Consider the following 21,857-nt stretch of genomic DNA (forward strand, 5'->3'; position numbering starts at 1 on the left):
TTTTATAATCCCATGAAAAAGAACATTTTAACGCTGGTTTTCCTTTTGGCCTCAATTTTGACTTATGCCACAGGACCTAAACCTCAAACTGTAAAGATTAAAACTTCTGCCATCTGTGAAATGTGTAAAGCGAGAATTGAAAAGAATCTTGCCTTTACCAAGGGCGTTTCGGATGCAGACCTGAATCTGGATGATAAAGTGATTACAGTTACTTTTAATCCTAAGAAAACCAGTGTAGACAAAATCAAACAGGCTATTTCAGAAGTCGGATATGATGCGGATGAGTTAACAGCGAATGAGAAAGGGTATAATAAATTGCCTTCATGCTGTAAGAAAGATGCAGAGAAGCATCAGTAAACATAAACTGATATAAAAAGGGCGATTTCTGTTAAGAAATCGCCCTTTTTTGTATGAAAACCGGAAAATAATTAATTTCCTCTCTGTCTTTCTTTTTTATCAATGATTGCTCCGGTTCCGGCACCTACACCGGCTCCGATTAAGCCACCGATCACAGCACCTTTACCAGGTCTGTTTTTGTCAATTACTGCTCCTGAAATAGCTCCGACCCCTGCACCGATTAAGGCACCTTTAACAGTATTGCTCATTTTTTTCTTCTTTTTGTGAACAACAGGTGCGGCAGTTTCACTTGAAGCTGATGGTGTTGAAACGGTTGGAGAAGCGTTTGAAGCAACTACAGCACTTCCTTTTTCATGAACTGCTGTCAGACTGTTTGAAGCAGTTTTGTCATTTTTGTCAACACTTTCTTCTTTTTTTACCTCTTCCATTCTCATAGAATCGATAGCGCTTTGCTTGGCTTGCTGTACTTTGGCCTCCATTTTCATGGAATCAATAGCCATTTGTTTTGCCTGTTGTACTTCAGCTGAATCTGATTTGTTGTTGTTACATGCTGAGAGTAAAGTGGCGGCGGTGAAAATTACAAGTAACTGTTTCATGATTTTTAAAGTTTAAATGAATCTTATTTTGGAGTGTTCTGAAATAAGACGTTACTAAATTTAAGGTTAGTCATCCTGTATACGAGGTGGATTTTAAACCGACTTGTTAAAAAGATGTACCAGTTGGAAACTTTCAATTTTAAACGGAGCTTTTCCCGGAAAAATTGCTTATTGTGGAATATATTCCCCATTTGTTGTGTGGAATATCCTGCAAAAATAAAGAGCATTCCCGGTTTTTGAACCAGAAACGCCCTTTTATTAAAAAAAACAATGAGTATACGGTCAAATCAGATTGGGATAATCAGATTACTTCTGCATTGAATCCGGCTTTTTCCAGGGTTTCAATAAGCTGGGGCGTATCAATTTTTTCCTCACTTTCCACCGTCAGAATTTTATCCGGATTCTCAAGGTCAACTTTCCAGTTTTCAATGTTATCCAGTTGATTTAACAAAGGACTTACTTTTGATACACAGCCGCTACAGTTTATATCAGTTTTGAATTTTATGGTTTCCATAATGTTATAGTTTGATTTTGAAAAATTTAAATGTTTCTGTATTTTATCCGAAGACTGTTTAGTACTACCGAAACAGAACTTAAAGCCATTGCAGCTCCGGCAATCATTGGGTTTAAAAGAAAGCCGTTTACAGGATATAAAATGCCCGCCGCAAGAGGAATGCCGATCAGGTTATAAATAAATGCCCAGAAAAGATTTTCCCTGACCGCAGAGACTGTGAGTTTTGAGATTTTCAGGGCTTTGGGAATAGCCTGAAGATTAGATGAAATCAAGGTGATCTTGGCTACTTCCATTGCAATATCTGAGCCTTTCCCCATTGCAATGCTTACATCTGCCTGAGCAAGTGCCTGAGAGTCGTTTATACCGTCTCCGACCATCGCCACAATTTTGCCTTTTTCCTGTAAAGATTTAACAAAGTCGGCTTTTTCTGAAGGAAGGACTTCCGCACGCAGGTAATCAATGCCCACTTGCTCAGCTACTTTTTCTGCTGCCAGTTTGTTATCTCCGGTTAACATATACACCTCAATGTTTAATTCCTTCAGCGTTTTGATTGCTTCAAAAGAGGAGGCTTTTACAGGATCTGAAATGGCTAAAATGGCAAGTATCTCCCTGGATTTACCAAATAAGATAACTGTATTTGCCTGATTCTGGAGAGCTTTTACCTGGTTTTCATCAAAAATAAATCCAAGCGTTTTCATCCAGTTAGGATTTCCGATGAAGTACTTTTCGGACAAATATTCTGATTCGACACCTTTTCCGGGATGATTGATAATTTGTCTGATGTTTACAGCGTCAATATGCTCTTCCTTCATTTTCCGTACCACAGCCTCTGCCAGAGGATGGGTTGACTGACTTTCTATGGATAAAAGAATGCTTTTAGCAGTTAAATTGTCCGGATTCCCGGCCCAGCTCATAGAAGTAACCTGAGGTTTCCCTTCCGTGATGGTTCCTGTTTTATCCAGGATAATTGAATCGACTTTCTGAGCCAATTCCAGGCTTTCAGCATCTTTGATTAAAATGCCGTTTTCTGCACCTTTTCCAACTCCGACCATAATTGCCGTCGGCGTGGCCAGACCTAAGGCACATGGACAGGCGATTACCAGTACGGTAACTGAAGCCAGTAAGGCATGAGTAATTGCGTTTTCTCCTCCAATGACAATCCAGGTAATAAAAGTGAGGATTGAAATCCCCAAAACAATCGGTACAAATATGCCGGCTATTTTATCTACCAGCTTTTGAACAGGAGCTTTACTGCCCTGAGCTTCCTGAACCATTCTGATAATATTTGCCAGAAATGTATCTTCTCCTACTTTCTGTGCCACAAATCTGAAACTGCCTTGCTGGTTTAACGTTCCTGCATATACATTTTCCCCTTTGGTCTTTTCCACCGGAATAGGCTCTCCGCTTATCATGCTTTCATCAATAAAGGAATTACCCGAAACAACTTTTCCATCTACCGGAATTTTATCCCCCGGACGAATCAGAATTTTATCTCCGGCTTTTACAGATTTAAGTTCTACCAGTTTCTCTTCTCCGTTTTCGATTATTATGACTGAAGAAGGTTGTAAACCGACTAGTTTCTGTATGGCCGTAGAAGTATTGGATTTGGCTTTTTCTTCCAGTAATTTACCAAGCATAACAAAAAAGATCACCACTGATACTGATTCAAAATAAACATGCGGATGAAGGCCTCTGCTATGCCAGAATTCGGGATTAAAAGTATTGAATAAGCTAAAAACAAATGCAATTCCTGTACTGACTGCTACAAGCGTATCCATATTCGCTTTCCCGATTCTTGCCTGTTTGTAAGCATTGATGAAAAAACTTTTTCCGAAAAACAGTATAACCGGCAGCGTGAGTAAAAACATAATCCAGTTGGCATAAGGAATATCCATGAAGAACATGCCTATGGCTACGGTTGGCAAAGTCAGTACCCCGACACTAATAATATTTCTTTTGAGGTTTTGCGTATGATTTTGCTTAATTTCGGCAAGAATCTCTTTTTGATTTTCGTTATCAAGCAGAAGATCATAACCGATTGTCCGGACAGCCTCCCGGATATTTTCCGGAGAAGTGATTTCCGGATCGATTTGTATTTTCGCAGATTCATTTGCAAAGTTCACTGAAGCCTCAATAACTCCCGGTTGCCTGCTGATAATATTTTCTACACTATTAGCACAAGCCGCACAAGTCATTCCGGTAACAGGGAGCATTAACTTTTTTAATCCTTCTTTTTCTTTATATTGAGTTTCCATATTATTCCCTGAAATTTGTTTTACAAAATTACATTGCCTTGTACACTAAACCTTTACAGAATTATAACTAAGGATTACAAGATTTTCAGATTAAGAATTATGGCCGGAATGCGTTTGCTAACAACCAGAAACTCAAAAGTTTTTTTTAATTTCCGTTAAACGGAGAATATCAAAAAACGTCCAAACCCGAACAGATAATTATTCAGTAAATAGATTATTTAAATTTGAAGAATGTTGAAAGCATTACACCCTCTTTTATTAGCTTCTCTTATCCCTTTTTCGTTGTCTGCACAAAATGCAGTTTCTTTGAAAAATGCACTCAAATTTGCCCAAGAGAATAACCCGATTCTGAAAACACAGAAATTTAACTTTGGAATTGCGGAGGCAGACTTGTCAACAGCCGGACTCCGGCCGAATCCGTCCTTAAACAACCAGACACTTTTACTGGCCGACAGTAAATATTTTGCTCCCAATACCGATTGGGCAAATAATAAAAACCGTCAGGTCTGGTGGCAGTTGACAAAAAGGATTCAATTACCCAGCCAGCGGGCCTATAAAATTGAAGTTGCTAAAAACAACCTGGTCCTGACACAGAAAAACTATGCCGAATTTGAGCGTAACTTTTCTTTGGATGTAGCAAATAAATGGCTTGATGTATGGATTATTAAGAACAGACTTGGTTTGCTTACCAAAGCGCAGTCTAATCTTGATACGCTCGTAAATACCAACAAAATCCGTTTCAAGAATCAGGTTATTACAGAAACAGAACTTATCAGAACTCAATTATTACTGGATCAATACAATCTTCAGCTAAAAAGTGTGCAGCAGGAGTATAAAAATGAGATCGAGAGATTGAAGTTTTTGCTCGGTGTTACGGATAATATTGAAATTGATGAAAACAGTATTATCGAAAGCCTGCCGGTTTCAGGAAGGTTCGAAGATTTGCTGAATCAGGCACTTAATAACAGAACGGATATCCTTGCTGCAAATTCTGCAATTGAGTTAAATAAAAGTAATATCAAACTTCAAAAATCACTGGCGATTCCTCAACCCGAACTCGGAGCAATCTGGAACCCTCAGAATACAGTTCCGTATATAGGTTTCTTCGGTACGATCTCTTTACCGTTTTTTGACAGAAATCAGGGAAATATTCAAAGATCACAAATTGAAAAATCTCAGAATGAGCAGAATTTAGAAGTGGTTCAATTACAGGTTAAAACTGAGTTAAGTGCAGCTTTCCAGACTTATCTGTTAAAAAAGGAAAACCTTTCCCAATACGACAATATTTTACAGCAATCTGAAAAAGTATTAAGTAATGTAAGATTTGCTTATATAAAAGGCGGTACAACCATTATAGATTATCTGGATGCTCAGAGAAGCTGGTTTGATACCCGTCAGTTATATTATGAAACACTTCTTGACTTTCACAGAAGCTATGTTCAGTTATTATATGTTTCAGGAAACATTAACCAGCTATAATTCAAACAAAAAACTTACCGGCAGTTTTCTGCTTTGAGTTGTCAAAACCAAAAACAGACAATTTCTCAATAATAATTATGAAGACAAATTTCAAAAGTATTTATTTCCTCGCCATCTTAGGCTTCTTTACTGCTTGCCATAAAGAGCAATCAGCAAAGACAGGACAGGCTGGAAAACCCGTTGTTTCTAAAGACGGCCAGGTTATTACACTGTCAGGTCCTAAAGAAAGTAGTTTATTCAAAGTAGAAAGTTTAGCCGCTAAAAATATTGAGGCCGCTTTTACCGCACCGGGCAGGATTGTTGCAACAGTTGTCCCTTCGGTAGAAAATAAGCAGCAGAATGTTGTTTTATTTGATAACCCTGATCTTACGGCTACTTATACAGCCATTTTACAGCATATCATTAATGTAAACCAAAAGAAAATAGCGGTAGAGCAGAGAAAAGCCACTATTTCGAGAAGAAAGGCCATTATTAACCAGCGCCAGGCTGAACTGGCAAGGTATCAGGAACTGGCAGATCATGGAGCGGCTACCGGAAAAGACCTTGCGGAGATTAAAATTGATATTAACAACGAGGAAACGAACCTTCTTTCCGCACAAGCTGATCTTACCAGTTCTGAAACAGAGCTTGCCGATGAAAAAACAGCGATTCTGGAAGACGAGGCAAAATTGAAAATTGCCGGATTTAATCCCTTACAGATCATCAAGGCAAAAGCCAGTACAGTTTGGTCTATTTGTGATGTTCCCGAAAATCAGATCGGTCATATTAAGGCCGGACATACCTGTACGTTGCAGTTTACTTCATTTCCCGACCAGAAATTTACCGGAAGAGTAGAGGAGGTTGGTGATGTAGTAGATAATATTACCAGAATGGTCAAATTGAGAATAAGTCTGATTAATCCTTCCAAACAACTGAGAGCCGGAATGTTTGCGATTGTGCAATTCGGTATTTCCCAGGGATTTTATATTGCCGTTCCTAAAGGAGCATTAATAACTGTACAGGGAAAACACTATGTTTTTGTGAAAAAATCTGAAACAGTATTTGAAAGACGAGAAGTAATGATAGGCCAACAGATTGATGATAAAGTAGTAGTATTTTCCGGTTTGGCAAATGATGAATCTATTGCTATCACGAATGTCATGCAGCTGAAAGGACTTAGTTTCGGGTACTGATGCTGCTTCAGATAATTTGTATACTTTAATATTTAAACTCAGACTAAGATGCTTCAAGCCCAGATATTCATAGACAAAGATGACCTGATCGGTCTTAAACCACTTTACCAGTACACATTGGAATTTCTGATGAAACATGGTATAAAAGGGGCAACTGTGTTCAAAGGAGTGGGAGGCTTTGGTCCGAATCATAGATTAAAGTACCCAAATGACCTTTTCTCTTTTGATGATGTGCCAATGGTAATCACTTTCATAGATGAAAAGGAACATGTTGAAAAAGTCCTTACAGCTTTGAGAGCAGAAACCAAAGCCGGACTCATTATTACTTCACAAGTTGAACAATGGTAAAGAATGATTAAGAACTTACTTATATTTTCACTCACTAACCGCTGGTTAGTTATTGCGATTGCTGTAGTAACATCTTTAATTGGTTATTGGTGTTTTACACAACTTAAAATTGAAGCCTATCCTGATATTGCCGATACCAATGTTATTGTAGTGGCTAAATATGATGGGCGTGCTGCGGAGGAAGTTGAACAACAGGTGACAATTCCTATTGAAAGAGCATTAAACAATGTACCCCGTGTTTTAGACCGAAGAAGCCGTACAATCTTTGGACTTTCAGTCGTTCAGCTGACTTTTCAGGATGGAACAAACGATTATTTTGCCCGTCAGCAGGTTATCGAACGCCTTTCTTCAGCAGGATTACCGGATGGTGTGGCTCCTGAATTAGCTCCGCTTACCACGGCTGTTGGTGAAATCTACCGTTTTGTGGTTGAAGCTCCGGCAGAGAAATATACACCAATGCAGTTGCGTGATATGCAGGACTGGATTATCAAACCTTATTTATTGCAGGTTCCGGGAATTGCTGATATTACAACCTTCGGCGGTCCGATTAAGCAGTTTCATGTGCTTACATCTCCCGACAGACTCCGCAAATACAACCTTACCCTTCAAAATGTAATTGATGCCGTAGGAGAGAATAACCAAAATACCGGTGGAAATGTTATTGAAAGAGGAGGACAAGGATTTGCAGTAAGAGGTTTAGGTGCTATCCGTTCAGAAAAAGATATCTCAAATATTGTACTTACTTCCGTAAATGGTGTTCCGATTTTTGTAAGAGATGTGGCCAGTGTGGAGGTATCGCCGCCACCGCCATCAGGAATTATGGGATATTCTGTTCCTTCTGAAGGAGTGGAGTCGGGAAGCGGTACAGAAGGTATTATTCTTTTGAGAAGAGGTGAAAATCCAAGTGAGGTACTGGAACTGCTTAAAACGAAAATTGAAGACCTGCAGGCTCAGGAACTTCCGAAAGATGTTAAACTAAGGGTTTTGTATGACCGAAGTTTCCTGATTGATCATTCTCTGGAAACAGTAGGGAAAACTTTATTTGAAGGGATCTCAATTGTAATCATTATTCTGATTTTCTTCCTGGGGAGCGTAAGGTCTGCTTTTGTAGTGGCAGTAACTATTCCCTTCTCTCTGTTATTTGCTTTTATTCTGATGCGATTAACCGGAATTCCGGCTAACTTATTGTCATTAGGTGCGATAGATTTCGGGATTATTGTGGACGGAGCCTGCGTAATGGCAGAACATCTGATCAGGAAATACCGAACGGCCACACCGGAGGAGAAACAAGGCGGGATACTAACAATTACCCTGCATGCGGCACAGGAAGTAGGCCGGGAGATTTTTTTCTCAGTTACCATCATTATTCTGGCTTATATGCCGATTTTGTTAATGACTCGTGTGGAGGGGAAATTGTTCTCTCCGATGGCTTTGACGCTTGCTTATGCGGTAGTAGGTTCGATGTTATGTGCGTTAACGCTGATTCCTGTTTTGATTTCTTTCGCCTATAAAAAAGCCTTGATTTCAACAGATAAACCTTTAAAAGAGCATAAGAATTTCATTCTCGATTTTGTGACAAAAAGGTATCATGGGTTTTTAGAGAAAATTCTGAATAAATCCAAACTTACCGTAGTTGCCGGGTTTTCTGTTGTGGCAGTACTTATTCTTTTTGGAGGAAGTCTGGGAACAGAATTTTTGCCGGAATTGGATGAAGGCTCTATTTTCCTCAGATCTTTTATGCCTTCAGGGATTACGATTCAGGAAAATGCCAAGATTGCTCCGCTTATTCGTCAAACCATTTCCAAATATCCTCCGGTTAATTATGTAATTACACAAACCGGACGAAATGATGACGGAACCGATCCATTCCCGACAAACAGAACTGAGATTTTAGTAGGCCTGAAAGATTACAAGCTCTGGAGTGATACCATTACCAAGAAGGAATTGGTTAAAAAGGTTCAGGATGATTTACAACAAAGATTTCCCGGTGCATTTTTCTCTTCCGGCCAGCCGATTATTGACCAGGTAATGGAAATCGTGACAGGTAGTGCTGCCGATCTGGCTATTTCAGTAGTAGGGGAAGATTTGCAGCTTATGCGGGCAAAAGCTGACAGTATTGCGCTTTTGGTGAAAAAGATGGATGGCGCTGTCTCCGTAAATATTGAGCAGGAAGGAATGCAGGCTCAGCTGGCTGTGAATATTAACCGTGAAAATGCCGCAAGATTTGGTATCAATATCCGTGATATTCAACAGATGATTGAAGCTGCCATAGGAGGGAAGGTTATTTCCACACTCTATGAAGGAACAAAGCGGTATGACATTGTAGCAAGATTTTTACCGGAAAACCGTAATAGTATTAATGCCTTACAAAACCTTCAGGTTCCTTCAGCAAATGGTGCATTGATTCCTATGTCGCAATTGGCTGATATCCGTTTTGTAGAAGGGCAAACTAATATTTACCGTATTAATTCCAAGAGAATGGTAACTGTGAGAACCAATATTCGTGGGAGAGACCAGGGAGGTTTTGTGCAGGAAATCAGTGAAAAGATTAACAAAAACGTGAAAATCCCTGAGGGTTACTCTGTCATTTACGGAGGTCAATATGAAAACCTTGAAAGAGCAGGGAAACAGCTCGCTCTTACCATTCCTTTGACGATCGTAATGGTATTTACCTTTTTGTTTATGCTTTTCAAGCATTTCAAATATACCTTAATTACGATGTCCTGTGTTTTGTTTGCCTTAGCCGGTGGGATTATTGCTTTATACATCAGAGGATATCACTTTAATGTTTCGGGCGGTGTAGGTTTTGTGTCGATTTTCGGTATTTCAGTTATGGCAGGGGTTTTACTTGTTTCGGCAATAAACCGGGAGAGAGGTATGGATGATACATTGCTGAAAGGAAATATCCTCAATGCCTCCGTAAATCAATTAAGTGCATTGCTTTCTATTTTAGTGGTAGCAATTGTGGGTTTAGTTCCGGCAGCGACATCAACCGGGATCGGTTCTGACGTGCAGAGACCATTGGCTACAGTAATTATCGGCGGCTTAAGCAGTACATTGATTTTTGCACCTTTACTGATTCCACCGCTTTATTTCTGGATGAATAAACCAGGTAAAAAGGCTGAGAATGTAGCGAAGAGTGAGTAAACACCTTTACCGTGGTTTGCGCTACACAAACCACTTGTTATTCAAAAAGCCGGACTATCTCAGAAAGAATGTCCGGCTTTTTTTTGAAGGGATATTTCGATAAAACTCCGGTAATGATCGTTTGTGAAATAAGCTTTTCCATCTGATCCGGTTATTAATCTTTCTGCCCCGCGATTTCTGCCATTTACTTTCGGATTAACATCCCATTCCTGATATTGTATTTTATTACCAGCCGAATCATTTGCGGGTAAGAGTCTTTCGAAATTCCCGAACCTTCTGCCTCCCACATACCCTTCAGGAGCATTTCCATTCCTTTGAACATATTCCAGCACTTTATACACTTTATCAGGAATTTCGGTATTCCGGTCATTCAGCTGATTGTTTTGATTGCCCTGATAACCCTTGTTCCGATGATGCTTTTTCCGGTGATCATTTCTGTCTGATTTCCTTTCTGCAGGGAAGTCACTTTTTGAATCGTCAGCCCGATTATTATGGCAGCTTCCGATGAAAACAGGCAGTAAAAAGAATAGTACAAGTCTAAGAAAGCTTTGCAGCCATTTTGAATTTTCAGGTATATTCCTCATGTAATTTTGAATTTGAGCTAATTATTCTGACAATTTATTGAATATTTTACGGAAAGCCTTAAAAAAACTCTGTAAGCATACCAGCTACTATTCTCAGGATTTGCAAAAGCACTAAAATTTCACGAAATTTGTAATAAACAGTAGAAAAAATAAAATTTTATTTCTTTACTGGTTCTAATTCAGAGTTTTTAGTCGGACTCTTTAATTTTTTACAATCCTCACTTCGACTTAATAGTATTTACGACTTTTAAATTATGTCAGAAAACAGCAACATTATCCCCATTAACATTGAAGACGAAATGCGGGGTGCGTACATTGACTATTCAATGTCCGTTATTGTATCCCGTGCCTTGCCTGATGTCCGTGATGGCATGAAACCTGTTCACCGCCGGGTGTTATTCGGAATGGAGGAACTTGGGGTTAATTACAACAAAGCTTATAAAAAGTCTGCCCGTATTGTCGGAGAGGTAATGGGTAAATACCACCCTCACGGTGATGCATCAGTTTATGATACCATGGTTCGTATGGCACAGGAATGGTCATTACGTTATCCATTAGTTGATGGTCAGGGAAACTTTGGTTCGATCGATGGTGACTTCCCGGCGGCTATGCGTTATACCGAGGCTCGTCTGAAAAGAATTGCGGAGGAACTACTTGGCGATTTGAACAAAGAAACCGTTGATTTTCAGCCAAACTTTGATGATTCCCTTCAGGAACCTACTGTTCTTCCGGCAAAAATCCCTAACCTGTTATTGAACGGTACTTCCGGAATTGCAGTAGGGATGGCCACAAATATGGCGCCACATAACCTTACAGAGGTAATTAACGGAATTATAGCCTATATCGATAATCGTGATATCACTATTCTGGAATTGATGGAGTATATTAAAGCCCCTGATTTTCCTACTGGTGGTACAATCTATGGTATTCAAGGGATCAAAAATGCTTTTGAAACCGGTAGAGGTCGTGTGGTCGTGCGCGGAAATGCTACTTTTGAAACTTCCAAGACAGGAAAAGATCAGATTATTGTATCTGAAATTCCATATATGGTAAACAAGTCTTCACTGATTAAACATTGTGCAGATCTTGTAAATGATAAAAAAATAGAAGGAATTTCCGAAATCAGAGATGAGTCAGACCGTCAGGGTATGCGTATTGTTTTCGATTTGAAACGGGATGCGGTACCAAATGTTGTTCTGAATAACTTATACAAATATTCAGCACTTCAATCTTCATTCAGTGTAAATAACGTGGCTTTGGTAAAAGGCCGTCCGATGACACTGAACCTGAAAGACCTGATTTATCATTACGTTGAACACCGTAACGAAGTTATAGTAAGACGTACACAGTACGATCTGAGAGAAGCTCAGAAAAGAGCGCATATTTTGGAAGGCTTTATTATTGCGCTGGATCACCTGGATGCTGTAATTAAGTTAATCCGTGAATCACGTGATCCGGCCACGGCACAGCAAGGATTGATGGCGAGTTTTGGCTTGTCTGAAATTCAGGCCAAAGCAATTCTGGAAATGCGTCTTCAACGCCTTACAGGTATGGAGCGTGATAAGATTCTTTCTGAATACAATGAAATCAAGCTTTTGATCAGTGAATTGGAAGATATCCTTGCCAAACCAGAACGCCAGCTTCAGATCATTAAGGATGAACTTGCCGATGTGAGGGCCCGCTATGGTGATGAGCGTCGTACGCAAATAAACATGACAGATGATGAATTCTCTGTTGAGGATATGATTGCGGATGACGAAATGCTTATTACGATTTCTGCACAGGGTTATATCAAACGTACTCCGATTACCGAATACAGAGCGCAAAGCAGAGGCGGAGTTGGCTCAAGAGCAGTTGCAACTAAAGATGATGACTTTACAGAACATCTCTTCACGGCAACAATGCATAACTGGCTGCTTTTCTTTACAGAAAGAGGAAAATGCTTCTGGCTGAGAGTGTATGCCGTACCGGAAGGTTCGAAAAACTCGAAAGGCCGTCCGATTCAGAACCTGATGAATATTGAAAGCGGAGATTCTATCAGAGCCGTAATCAATGTGAAATCAATCACTGACCCGGATTACATTAATAATAACTTTATTGTAATGTGTACTGAAGACGGAACGATCAAGAAAACAACTCTTGAAGCATATTCCCGTCCACGTCAGAATGGTATCATTGCAATTACCATCCGTGAAGGAGACAGATTATTGGATGTATCATTGACAAATGGTAATAACCATATCGTTATTGCTACAAATACAGGCAGATCTGTTAGGTTTGAGGAAAATAGAGTTCGCCCGATGGGACGCTCTGCGGCAGGTGTGAAAGGTATCTGGATTGATGAAGATATCACTACTGAAAAAGCAATCGGGATGGTTTGTATAGAAAACCCTGATACCCAGCAGCTGTTAGTTGTTTCTGAGAAAGGCTTTGGTAAACGTTCTGAAGTGGAAGATTACCGTTTGACAAACCGTGGTGGAAAAGGAGTTAAAGCCTTAAATATCACGGATAAAACCGGAAATCTTGTTGCTATCAAAGAGGTTAACGATAACAATGATTTGATGATTATTACGAAAGCGGGTATTTTAATCCGTATTGCAGTAGCTGATCTGAGAGTGATGGGACGTAATACTCAGGGCGTGAAGCTGATACGTCTGAAAAATGAAAGCGATGAAATTTCATCTGTCACCAAAATTGATAAAGAACCTGATGAAGTTTCTGAAGATGTGATTGTGGATGAAGCAATTGTTCAGTCCGGAGATTCGACAGAACAGGAGGGAGGAAATACTCAGGAACCTTTAACTGAAGAAGCCGGTGAAGATAATCCGGAAGAATAAAATGAAAACACCGCAACCTTTCTGATTTATTAAAAGGTTGTGGTGTTTCGTTTACTTCCTGATATATTGGTATAAAGTAATTAAAAATTGTATCATCAAACCATAAGTTAAATAGTTGAAAAATAGCCTGTGGATGCTATTTTTCACAGTACCAAACTAAACAAATCCAATCACAAAATGAAAAAACTATCACTCTCCCTGGTTGTATTTTTTGCTGCAATGGGGTCAACTTATGCACAGGCTGATAAGCTTTTATTAGAGGCACAGCGCAAAACGCTTTTGGATGCCAAGAAAAAAGCTGATGAGTCTGTTATGAAAAAAGATTCATTAAAAGCTAAAACCTGGTTAACAAGAGCAGAAGCGTATATTGAAATTGCCAGTTCTCCTGATACAAACACTACAAAACTTGAACCTTTAGCTGCAATTAAAGCATACGACTTTTTGAAAAAAGCCGCTTCTCTTGACGTAAAAGATGGCAAAGAAGGAGATGTTGCTAAAACAGCAAAGAAATATCTGAAAGTTGAGTATAACAAAGAAGGAAAACCAGAAGGAGAGGGCCAGAAACTTTACTCTGCGTTTATGAACGTTGGTGTACAGAAATACCAGGCTAAAGATTTTGAAGGAGCTTTGGCTAACATTTCAATGGCTTCTACAGTAAACCCGAAAGATACTACGGCTGCAATGTACACAGGTGTGGTTGGTCAGATGGCTAAAAATGAAGCTGCTGCTAAAGAAGGTTTCGAAAGATTCTTAACAGCTGGAGGTAAAGATCCGGGAATTATCTACGGTCTTGCTCAGATCTATAAAAACGAGAAAAACGACGAAAAAGCAATTGCTACAATCGAAAGAGGTATCCAATTGAACCCTTCTAACAAAGATTTGAGAAATGAAAAAATCAACATGTTGTTAGCAATGGGTAAGGCCGGAGATGCAATCAACGATTTGAAAGCATTGTCTGCTAAAGAACCATCAAACTCTCAGTATTTGTTGAACCTTGCTATTTTATATGATAACTCTGCTTCTAAATACGACGGGCAGATTTCTGATATAAAACAAAAACTTCAGCAAAACGATACTGAATCTGCTAAGAAAAAGCTTCAGGATCAGAAAGATAAAATCAGCGCTTTTGATGAAGAAATCAAACGTTTGACAGACAAAATCAAGAAAGATCCAAAGACTGCGGCTTCATCTAAAAAGCAATTGGCTGATGTAGTTAAAATGCGTGATGATCAGAAAGCAGTATTAGAGCAAATGAATGCTGAAGCTGCAAAACAAGCTGCTTCTGCGGTGAATGTTGCTGATTTGACTAAGCAGTTGGAAGAGTTGACTAAGAAACAGGCTGAAGACAGAGGATTCGCTGCTGAATATTACAAAAAATCTTTGGCAATTAATCCTAACGATTTTGATGCAAACTATAACATGGGAGTATTCTACTTCAATGAAGGTGTTAAAATTAAAGGAAAGGTTGATTCAATGGATATGAAAACTTACCAGAAAGATGGTAAAGCCATTGAGCAATCAGCTATTTCAACTTTCAAAGAATCTATGCCATATTTCGAAAAAGCATGGGAGATTAAAAAAGAAGATGACTTGAAAGGTAACTTGAGAGGTTTATACAATGTGTTAAAGCAGTTAGAGAAATCTGAGGCTTATGATGCGAAACTTAAAGCTCTTGAATAATATTGATAGTCAGTTGATTATAAGGAGCCCGCCATTACAGGCGGGCTTTTTTTATGACTTATGGAAAGAGGTGTGATGAAGAAGTTTTTAAAGCATATTAATCTTTCCTTTGTTTTACTTAACATAATGTAAATTATGTAACAATTGATATTTATATGAATATGACTGCAAATCCCATATAATCAGATAGATGTATAATGTTGATACAATCACGCTATTTCATCATTGTTTCTTTACTTAATAATTTCTATCAGCATGAAAATCTTCAGGTTCCTCAGGATTTGGTTCAATTTCCCTCTTAGTAATCTTCTCTTATCAATCGTGTAAATGAAAATTTCTGGGCATTGTACAGAATATCGAATTGGTGAGATAAAAAAATAAAGATTTCAGGAATAGTTTATTTAGGGGGAAACTTTTTATAAATATCACCTCTTGATAGTATTGTAAGGATCCATACAATTTTTATAACACCATCCTCAATCTCAAGGCCAATTCTGTAACTGCCAATTCTGATTCTATAAAAAGTATCATATCCGTTGAGTTTCTTGACATTCTTGATATCCATTACAGAATCAACTTTTTCCAGTTCTTCAAGTATTTCAATTACACCTTTTTGTATTTGTTTTGGGCACTTCTTTAATTCCTTGATAAATCCCTTACTTACGTTTACAATCACGCCATTTCAATTTTAAATTGCTCCATACTCACAAACTCATCATTTTTTCTTTGCTTCATAATTTCAGCCAGATAAAAATCTTCAAGTTCTTCATTCTCGATTATATCAAGAATTTTTTCCATTTCCATTTCCGTCCATGTACCTCTTTGCTTTTTTACAGAAAAATTTGAAGCAGGCAAACCAATTTTTTCAGCAAGGAAACTGTTTTTATACCCGGATTTGGCGATTAATACCGAAATCATGCTTCGTAAATATTGGTATTCTTGAATGACCTCTTTCATATTCCGATTTGTTTTAATTATAAAAATAACAAATTTTATTTTGCTAAATTAAATAATTAAAATTAGTATTCATAATGTAATCACATAACATACTACAGACGATCCGAAAAGAATCGTGTAAATGAATCGGACTATTTGAAAACACTCCTTCTATTTTTCAGGTAATTTATAACTAATAATATAGTTGATAGTTTGCTTGTTATATGAGTTATTTACCAGTAAATTATTGTTCGTTTTATTGGCTATTTATTCCGGAAATCTGTATTTTTCGTTCCTTAAAAACTAGATTTACGCTTATGACAAATAATACCTATCCGAAAAAGATACATCATGGCCGCAATGTAAAGCGATTCCGTGAAATGATGGGTCTGAAACAAGATGCACTTTCCTATGAGCTAGGCTACGACTGGAACCAGCAAAAAGTATCATTATTGGAACAGAAAGAAGCAATTGAAGCTGGCATTCTCAAACAGATAGCTGTCATACTCAAAGTGCCAGTAGAAGCTTTGGAGAATTTTGACGAGGATCAGGCAGTGAATATTATTGCGAATACGTTTAATATAGATAAAGATGCCTATATCGGTAATTCAAATCCAATATTCAATATCAATCCGATTGATGAGATAAAGAAATTGCATGAAGAAAAAATTGCTTTATTTGAGCGCATGCTTAAAGAAAAGGACGAAATGATGGTGAGATTGGAAAAGTTGTTAGTAAAGCAATAGAAAATAGCTTCATGACAGAATTTGATAAGATCATTTGATCTCTTTTCTTCAAAAATAAAGATTCCGGAGTGATTTCATTGATAATTGAATCTGTTCTCCGGAATTTTCACCCTCAGTTTACCCCACCCAACTCTCTGCTAATTCGCTGATTATGTGTTTAGAAATCCTTTAAAAGACTCTGTTTTTCTTCAAATTCAGGCCTCTGAGAATCTTTTAAATAAAAATGCCTGAACCTTGGTAAGGTATATACAATTGTCAGAAGCCTGTTTTGTATAGAATTTCTCCGGGTTTAGAGCTTGTATCTTAATTTTTTGATATAATAAATAACTATTAACTTAGTTTTTAGTTGGTTGTTTCACCGGATTCATGATCGGTGGAAGATTTACAATGAAGTGCGTCCAGTGAGAATGGTCAGACGAAACCTGAATGGTACCTTTGTGTAATGAAATGATTCTTTCTACAAGAGATAAACCAATGCCGTATCCTTTAAATGATGCAGTGCTTGCCCCACGAAAGAATGGCTGAAATATATAAGGTAAATCATTTTCCGGAATCCCGGTTCCTTCGTTAGAAACTTTAACTTCAATCTGACGGGAATCAATCTTCAGGAATACCAGTGCTTTATTATTACTTGAAAATTTGCAGGCATTTTCCATAAGATTCTTGAAGGCAGTCATGAGTAGTTTTTCGTTGCCTTTCAGGATCAGAAGATTTTCATCTTCAGGTAAATTCTCCAGATTCAGCACGATTTTATAATGACTTTCCAGTTTCATCGTAAGACTTCTGGCTTCCCACAAAACCTCATCAATACGGATTTCAGTCAGGCTGGCGCTATAATCAGTCGTACCGATTTTATTGAGCTCTAACAAAGATTCTGTGATATTGGCTAATTCCCGGGTATCTTCAAGTACAGATTGTATAGTTGTCTGATAATCTGCCGGTTGCCTTTCTTTAATAAGGCTGACTTCAAGCTGAGAACTGATTTTGGTTAAAGGATTTTTGAGTTCATGCGATACATTGGCAATGAAAGTTCTCTGTAATCTGAACGCATTTTCAATTCTTTCCAATAACCGGTTGAAAGTCAGTACTAATTTCCCTATTTCATCGTCAGGTTCGGTTGTAGCGAGCCGTTCTTCCAGTCTTCTGGGGGATAATGTATCTACCTGCTTTATCACCTCGGAAATTGGCTCTACGGCCCTTCCCGCAAAGAACCAGCCACTTACAATTACCACAATCACAAAAATGAGAAAGAGTGCAAGCAATATTTTCTTTAAATCCTTGGAATTTTCGGCGCTATACTGGTCAACAGCTCCTGAAAATACTACAATTCTTCCCTCGGGTGTAGCAAAGACTATTCCCAGAATATCCAGGGAATTTTCAGAAAACCGTACTTCTTTTTTCTGTCTTACCTCCTTGATTCTGTTCAGATCTATATTAAAATGAATGGTATCATTACTTCTGTAAATACGCTCATTGCAGGTGTCATAGGCCATTATATTCTCTTTCAGAAGGATATCACGATTAGCCCGGTCAATGATTTTCATCAGTTTGGAATCCACCTGATTCACGTTTACGAGAAGCTCGGCAGTGGTATTGGCTTTGCGGCGAAGACGACTGTAAAAGCGGTCTTCATAATATCTCTGGGAAAAGAAATAAATAATAAGATATGATACCAGCAAAATAGCTGAAACCAACCAGGTAAACTGATATGTGAGTCGGGAACGAATCTGCATGCTCTAATCAAAAATACTGGTTTCAGGCTTCCAGCCTGAGTACATAGCCCATCCCAAATTGCGTGTGAATCAGCTTTTGAGAAAAATCTTTGTCTATTTTCTTTCTGAGATAATTAACATAAACTTCTATAACATTTGCACCGCCATCAAAGTCAATTTCCCAGACTTTATCTGCAATTTCAGCTTTGGAAATCACTCTTCCCTGGTTTTTAATCAGGTATTCCAATAAAGAAAACTCCTTGGCTGTTAAGGAAATACGTTGCCCTGACCGGGTAACAATTTTGCTTTCAGGATCAAGTTCCAAATCGGCAAATCTTAAGACTGAAGCCTCAATGAAGGAATTGTTGGCTCTTTTGGTCAATGCTCGTACACGGGCGAGAAACTCCTTAAAGTCAAAGGGCTTGGATAAATAATCATCAGCTCCGGCATCAAAACCAATGACCTTGTCATCTGTCGTACTCAAAGCTGTAAGCATCAGAATAGGTGTTTGCAGACCATGTTTTCTTAATTCCCGGCATAAATCCAAACCATTTATCCCGGGAATAATAATGTCTGAAACAATTAACTGATAATGATTTCTGGTTGCTAATTGTCTGGCTATCAGTCCATCATAAGCTACATCTACCTCATAGTGATGTTCCTCCAAACCTTGTCGGAGTGATTGAACGGTTTTGGGCTCGTCTTCAATAAGGAGAATTTTCATACAATGGATGTTTGATGAGTGGCGGGTGAAAAGCTCTATTGAGTAAGGATACTATTCAGATCGGCCGGAGAATATTTTACAGATTTTAAGACTTTATTGTCTGAAATTCTGTAAACCAGATATTTATCGCCATCCTGTACAATTTCAGCTTCTGTTCCATCTTTACTCAGGTAATGTTGAACTGTAGCTTCAGCTTCATCATAAGTTGAACAGGCTTTAGACATATTTGATCTCTGAACTTCATTGAATAAATCAACAAATTTATCACCTAAACCAAATTCCAGAACGGCTCCGGATAATACATACTGAATATCACAAAGTGCGTCGGCTATTTCTGTAAGATCCTTATTATCAATAGCTTCCTGTAATTCCTTTAGTTCTTCGGCAATCAGACTGACTCTGAGTTTACAGCGATCTTCAGAAGGAATCTGAGGCGATGAAAGGATTGGAGCTTTAAACGTGCGGTGAAATTCAGCGACCTGATTTAACGAATCTAACTGTGTCATAGATTGAAATATAATGTTTATTTTCAGATTTAAAGTTAGGAAGGAAATTGATTAAAATCTAATTTTCTGGTGTAGCTGGCCTAACAAACTGCATATATTTAAGGAATGAAAGATAATCTGCTGAATGTCAATATATTAGATTGTATGGTAGGTAATTGATTGAAAATAAGGTATTTATAGGGAATATGAATACGAAGGAGATAAATGTTAAGGGATAAGCAGTGTATGTATCGGATAGAAAAGAGGATTGAAAGGTCAGGCTGGTATGAGGAAACAGAACCGGAAATAAGGCTGAGAAAGAATCTGGCGCATCCTGATTTTTGAGGTAAAAACAGGAGTTTTCTGAAATTTAAAATATAATTTTTTTAAGAAGGTGTGATGATTAAATTAGAAGGTACTTGATATAAATTTGAAAAACAGGAGAAAAGCAAAGAAAATATTCTAGTAAGGATATGAGATGGATGTATAGGAGAAAGTGGCTGAAAAGGGAGAAAATAGCCTTTAAAATTAATTTTAAGAATAATATTAAAAATAGAATAATATAAAGAGTTTGCTCCTACCCGCCCCGATCCGGAGAACGAGATATTCCACTTATATCCTACCCCGCAGGAAGAATGTTTCTCTTTCTGAAGTCCGGGAGTTTTCAGGGTATGGAATGAAAGAAAATATTCACGGAATCAGTAGGAATGCAATATGAAAATCCCTGAGGTTGGTGCTGAAGATAAAAGAAAACCCTTTCGGTGATGAAAGGGTTTTTGTTATTCTTTTGAAGGTTACATCGGTTTGCTTTCCATAAATGTGCCGTCAGTATAGAAGATCACAATACGCTCAACCTGTTTCACCGAATTGGGTTGAGGGGGCAAAACCGGCCGTTCAATCTTCCTCTTTACAGTCGTTTGTACGGGTCTTTCTTCAGGTTTATTTTTTACAGCCGATTCTCGTGGCGAAGATTCAAACAGATTTTGATTGTTAAATCTCTGGAAATTAGCAGGTTGCTGCCCGTTTTGAGGGGTTCTCTGAGCGGGCATATCACTGTCAAAAAGCAACCAATCTCTGTCAATATCAGGGAAAATCTTCAAAATCTTCTGAATAAGGTCAAGACTGGGCTTATTTCGTCCGGAAAGTATATGAGAAATACTACTTCTTTGCACTCCAATAGCATCAGCGAAGTAGCTTGGTGAAATTCCTTTATCTACAATAATCTGCTCTATCTTTTTATTTAAGTCCATTTTACATTTATGAATAGCTGAATTCTAAATCAGTTTCCAATTGTTAGAGATATAAACAAATGTAAAATATAGAATTGTCAATTACAAATGTAATTAAAAATAATTTAGCCAATATTGTTTTACAAATGTAATTGACTAGGTGGTAAGGATGTCAAGTTACTCCTGTTGCGTTTTGTAAATACCGTTTTCTTTGAGCAGGATTTTACCTTCTTTAAACAGACCGCCAATTGCTTTTTTGAAATCCTTCTTAGACATTTCAAATGTATTGTAAATTGAATCCGGATCTGATTTATCAGTAAACGGAAGGAAATCGTTAGAAGCTAACAATTTTTCGTAAATAACTGATTTACAGTCGTAAATTCTGTCGTAACTCTGTTTTGTAAGGCTTAAATCCAGCTTTCCGTCAGGTCTGATTTTCTTGATGTATCCATTTGTAAACTCGCCCAAATTTACATTTTGGAATACTTCACTTTTGTAAATAACGCCAATGTTACTATTGTTAACTAGTGCTTTGATGCCTAATTCTGTAAACTCAAAAGGTAACAATTGTACACTATCTCCTTCCTTCAATCCTGAAATATCATTTGTGAGAAATTGATCCAGTTTCGCAGATCCAACAATCCTGTCTGTCTGTTCATCAATGTAAATTCTTATCAGGTATGATTTACCAATTGCCATTTTTGAATTTTGCTGACTAAATGGAATTAGTAAATCCTTCATCAGTCCCCATTCCATAAACACTCCCAGTTTACTAATGTCCTTCACTTTTAGGAAAGCAAATTCTCCTACAATTCCTAAAGGCTTTAATGTTGTTGCGATCAGACGGTCTTCCGAATCTCTGTAGATGAAAACATCCAACATGTCTCCGATCTGAGTTCCTTCTGGTACATACTGACGCGGAATGAGAATTTCATCCTCATAACCGTCCAGATAAAGCCCGAAATCCAGCTCTTTAATTACTTCCAGTCTATTGTACTTGCCAAGTTCCAGTTTTGGCACTTCCTGCTCGTTGATCATGTGTTATTAATTTAAAAA

Annotated in this window: 19 protein-coding genes; 8 read left to right on the plus strand and 11 right to left on the minus strand. The window is 38.0% G+C overall.

Annotated features, from left to right (window positions below):
- The first annotated feature begins 12 nt into the window (after positions 1 to 12).
- Positions 13 to 357 carry a heavy-metal-associated domain-containing protein gene (locus BM179_RS01570; protein WP_092011080.1) on the plus strand — a complete coding sequence of 115 codons (345 nt, stop codon included), beginning with the start codon at positions 13 to 15 and terminating at the stop codon, positions 355 to 357.
- A gap of 71 nt (positions 358 to 428) precedes the next feature.
- On the opposite strand, the gene BM179_RS01575 is transcribed toward BM179_RS01570, so the two are convergent.
- From BM179_RS01575 to BM179_RS01585, 3 genes are all read right to left on the minus strand, one after another.
- On the minus strand, positions 429 to 953 hold the full coding sequence (locus tag BM179_RS01575) for a glycine zipper family protein (RefSeq protein WP_092011081.1): 525 nt from the start codon (positions 951 to 953) through the stop codon (positions 429 to 431).
- 301 nt (positions 954 to 1,254) lie between these two features.
- Complete coding sequence (locus BM179_RS01580; protein WP_092011082.1) at positions 1,255 to 1,467, minus strand: heavy-metal-associated domain-containing protein; 213 nt, start codon at positions 1,465 to 1,467, stop codon at positions 1,255 to 1,257.
- Between the two features lie 26 nt (positions 1,468 to 1,493).
- Positions 1,494 to 3,722, minus strand: a complete 2,229-nt coding sequence (locus tag BM179_RS01585) for a heavy metal translocating P-type ATPase (RefSeq protein ID WP_092011083.1) — start codon at positions 3,720 to 3,722, stop codon at positions 1,494 to 1,496.
- A gap of 231 nt (positions 3,723 to 3,953) precedes the next feature.
- On the opposite strand from BM179_RS01585, the gene BM179_RS01590 reads away from it, so the two are divergent.
- The 4 genes from BM179_RS01590 (at position 3,954) to BM179_RS01605 (ending at position 9,868) form a co-directional block, all read left to right on the plus strand.
- Positions 3,954 to 5,201, plus strand: coding sequence for a TolC family protein (locus BM179_RS01590; protein WP_092011084.1), 1,248 nt, complete (start codon positions 3,954 to 3,956; stop codon positions 5,199 to 5,201).
- Positions 5,202 to 5,278: 77 nt separating this feature from the next.
- Positions 5,279 to 6,373 carry an efflux RND transporter periplasmic adaptor subunit gene (locus BM179_RS01595; protein ID WP_092011085.1) on the plus strand — a complete coding sequence of 365 codons (1,095 nt, stop codon included), beginning with the start codon at positions 5,279 to 5,281 and terminating at the stop codon, positions 6,371 to 6,373.
- A gap of 48 nt (positions 6,374 to 6,421) precedes the next feature.
- Entirely contained in the window at positions 6,422 to 6,721 is a 300-nt protein-coding gene (locus BM179_RS01600) for a DUF190 domain-containing protein (RefSeq protein ID WP_092011086.1), read from the plus strand.
- Positions 6,722 to 6,724: 3 nt separating this feature from the next.
- On the plus strand, positions 6,725 to 9,868 hold the full coding sequence (locus tag BM179_RS01605) for an efflux RND transporter permease subunit (protein WP_092011087.1): 3,144 nt from the start codon (positions 6,725 to 6,727) through the stop codon (positions 9,866 to 9,868).
- 59 nt (positions 9,869 to 9,927) lie between these two features.
- Here the strand turns inward: BM179_RS01605 and BM179_RS01610 are convergent, their stop codons facing one another.
- Positions 9,928 to 10,452 (minus strand): guanyl-specific ribonuclease, encoded by a 525-nt coding sequence (locus BM179_RS01610; protein ID WP_092011088.1) that lies wholly within the window; start codon positions 10,450 to 10,452, stop codon positions 9,928 to 9,930.
- Between the two features lie 254 nt (positions 10,453 to 10,706).
- Between BM179_RS01610 and gyrA the strand changes: the two genes are divergently transcribed.
- A complete protein-coding gene (gene gyrA / locus BM179_RS01615; RefSeq protein WP_092011090.1) occupies positions 10,707 to 13,289 on the plus strand; it encodes a DNA gyrase subunit A in 2,583 nt (860 codons plus the stop codon).
- 177 nt (positions 13,290 to 13,466) lie between these two features.
- Positions 13,467 to 14,969 (plus strand): tetratricopeptide repeat protein, encoded by a 1,503-nt coding sequence (locus BM179_RS01620; protein ID WP_092011092.1) that lies wholly within the window; start codon positions 13,467 to 13,469, stop codon positions 14,967 to 14,969.
- Positions 14,970 to 15,366: 397 nt separating this feature from the next.
- Here BM179_RS01620 and BM179_RS01625 read toward each other — a convergent pair whose 3' ends face one another.
- The gene (locus tag BM179_RS01625; RefSeq protein ID WP_092011094.1) at positions 15,367 to 15,645 is read right to left on the minus strand and encodes a type II toxin-antitoxin system RelE family toxin; all 279 of its coding nucleotides are present in this window, start codon (positions 15,643 to 15,645) and stop codon (positions 15,367 to 15,369) included.
- Positions 15,642 to 15,926 (minus strand): hypothetical protein, encoded by a 285-nt coding sequence (locus tag BM179_RS01630; protein WP_092011096.1) that lies wholly within the window; start codon positions 15,924 to 15,926, stop codon positions 15,642 to 15,644. The genes BM179_RS01625 and BM179_RS01630 overlap by 4 nt, the downstream gene beginning before the upstream one ends.
- A 296-nt stretch (positions 15,927 to 16,222) precedes the next feature.
- On the opposite strand from BM179_RS01630, the gene BM179_RS01635 reads away from it, so the two are divergent.
- On the plus strand, positions 16,223 to 16,651 hold the full coding sequence (locus BM179_RS01635; protein ID WP_092011099.1) for a helix-turn-helix domain-containing protein: 429 nt from the start codon (positions 16,223 to 16,225) through the stop codon (positions 16,649 to 16,651).
- Positions 16,652 to 16,986: 335 nt separating this feature from the next.
- Here the strand turns inward: BM179_RS01635 and BM179_RS01640 are convergent, their stop codons facing one another.
- From BM179_RS01640 to BM179_RS01660, 5 genes are all read right to left on the minus strand, one after another.
- The gene (locus tag BM179_RS01640; protein WP_092011101.1) at positions 16,987 to 18,384 is read right to left on the minus strand and encodes a HAMP domain-containing sensor histidine kinase; all 1,398 of its coding nucleotides are present in this window, start codon (positions 18,382 to 18,384) and stop codon (positions 16,987 to 16,989) included.
- Between the two features lie 22 nt (positions 18,385 to 18,406).
- On the minus strand, positions 18,407 to 19,087 hold the full coding sequence (locus BM179_RS01645) for a response regulator transcription factor (protein ID WP_092011104.1): 681 nt from the start codon (positions 19,085 to 19,087) through the stop codon (positions 18,407 to 18,409).
- Positions 19,088 to 19,122: 35 nt separating this feature from the next.
- Positions 19,123 to 19,593, minus strand: coding sequence for a pyrophosphohydrolase domain-containing protein (locus tag BM179_RS01650; RefSeq protein WP_092011107.1), 471 nt, complete (start codon positions 19,591 to 19,593; stop codon positions 19,123 to 19,125).
- 773 nt (positions 19,594 to 20,366) lie between these two features.
- Entirely contained in the window at positions 20,367 to 20,822 is a 456-nt protein-coding gene (locus tag BM179_RS01655) for a helix-turn-helix transcriptional regulator (protein ID WP_092011110.1), read from the minus strand.
- Positions 20,823 to 20,978: 156 nt separating this feature from the next.
- Positions 20,979 to 21,839: a CvfB family protein gene (locus tag BM179_RS01660; RefSeq protein ID WP_092011113.1), complete on the minus strand. Its 861-nt coding sequence runs from the start codon at positions 21,837 to 21,839 to the stop codon at positions 20,979 to 20,981.
- Positions 21,840 to 21,857 lie beyond the last annotated feature (18 nt).

The organism is Pseudarcicella hirudinis, from assembly GCF_900115665.1.
In the GTDB taxonomy this organism is placed as follows: Bacteria; Bacteroidota; Bacteroidia; order Cytophagales; family Spirosomataceae; genus Pseudarcicella; species Pseudarcicella hirudinis.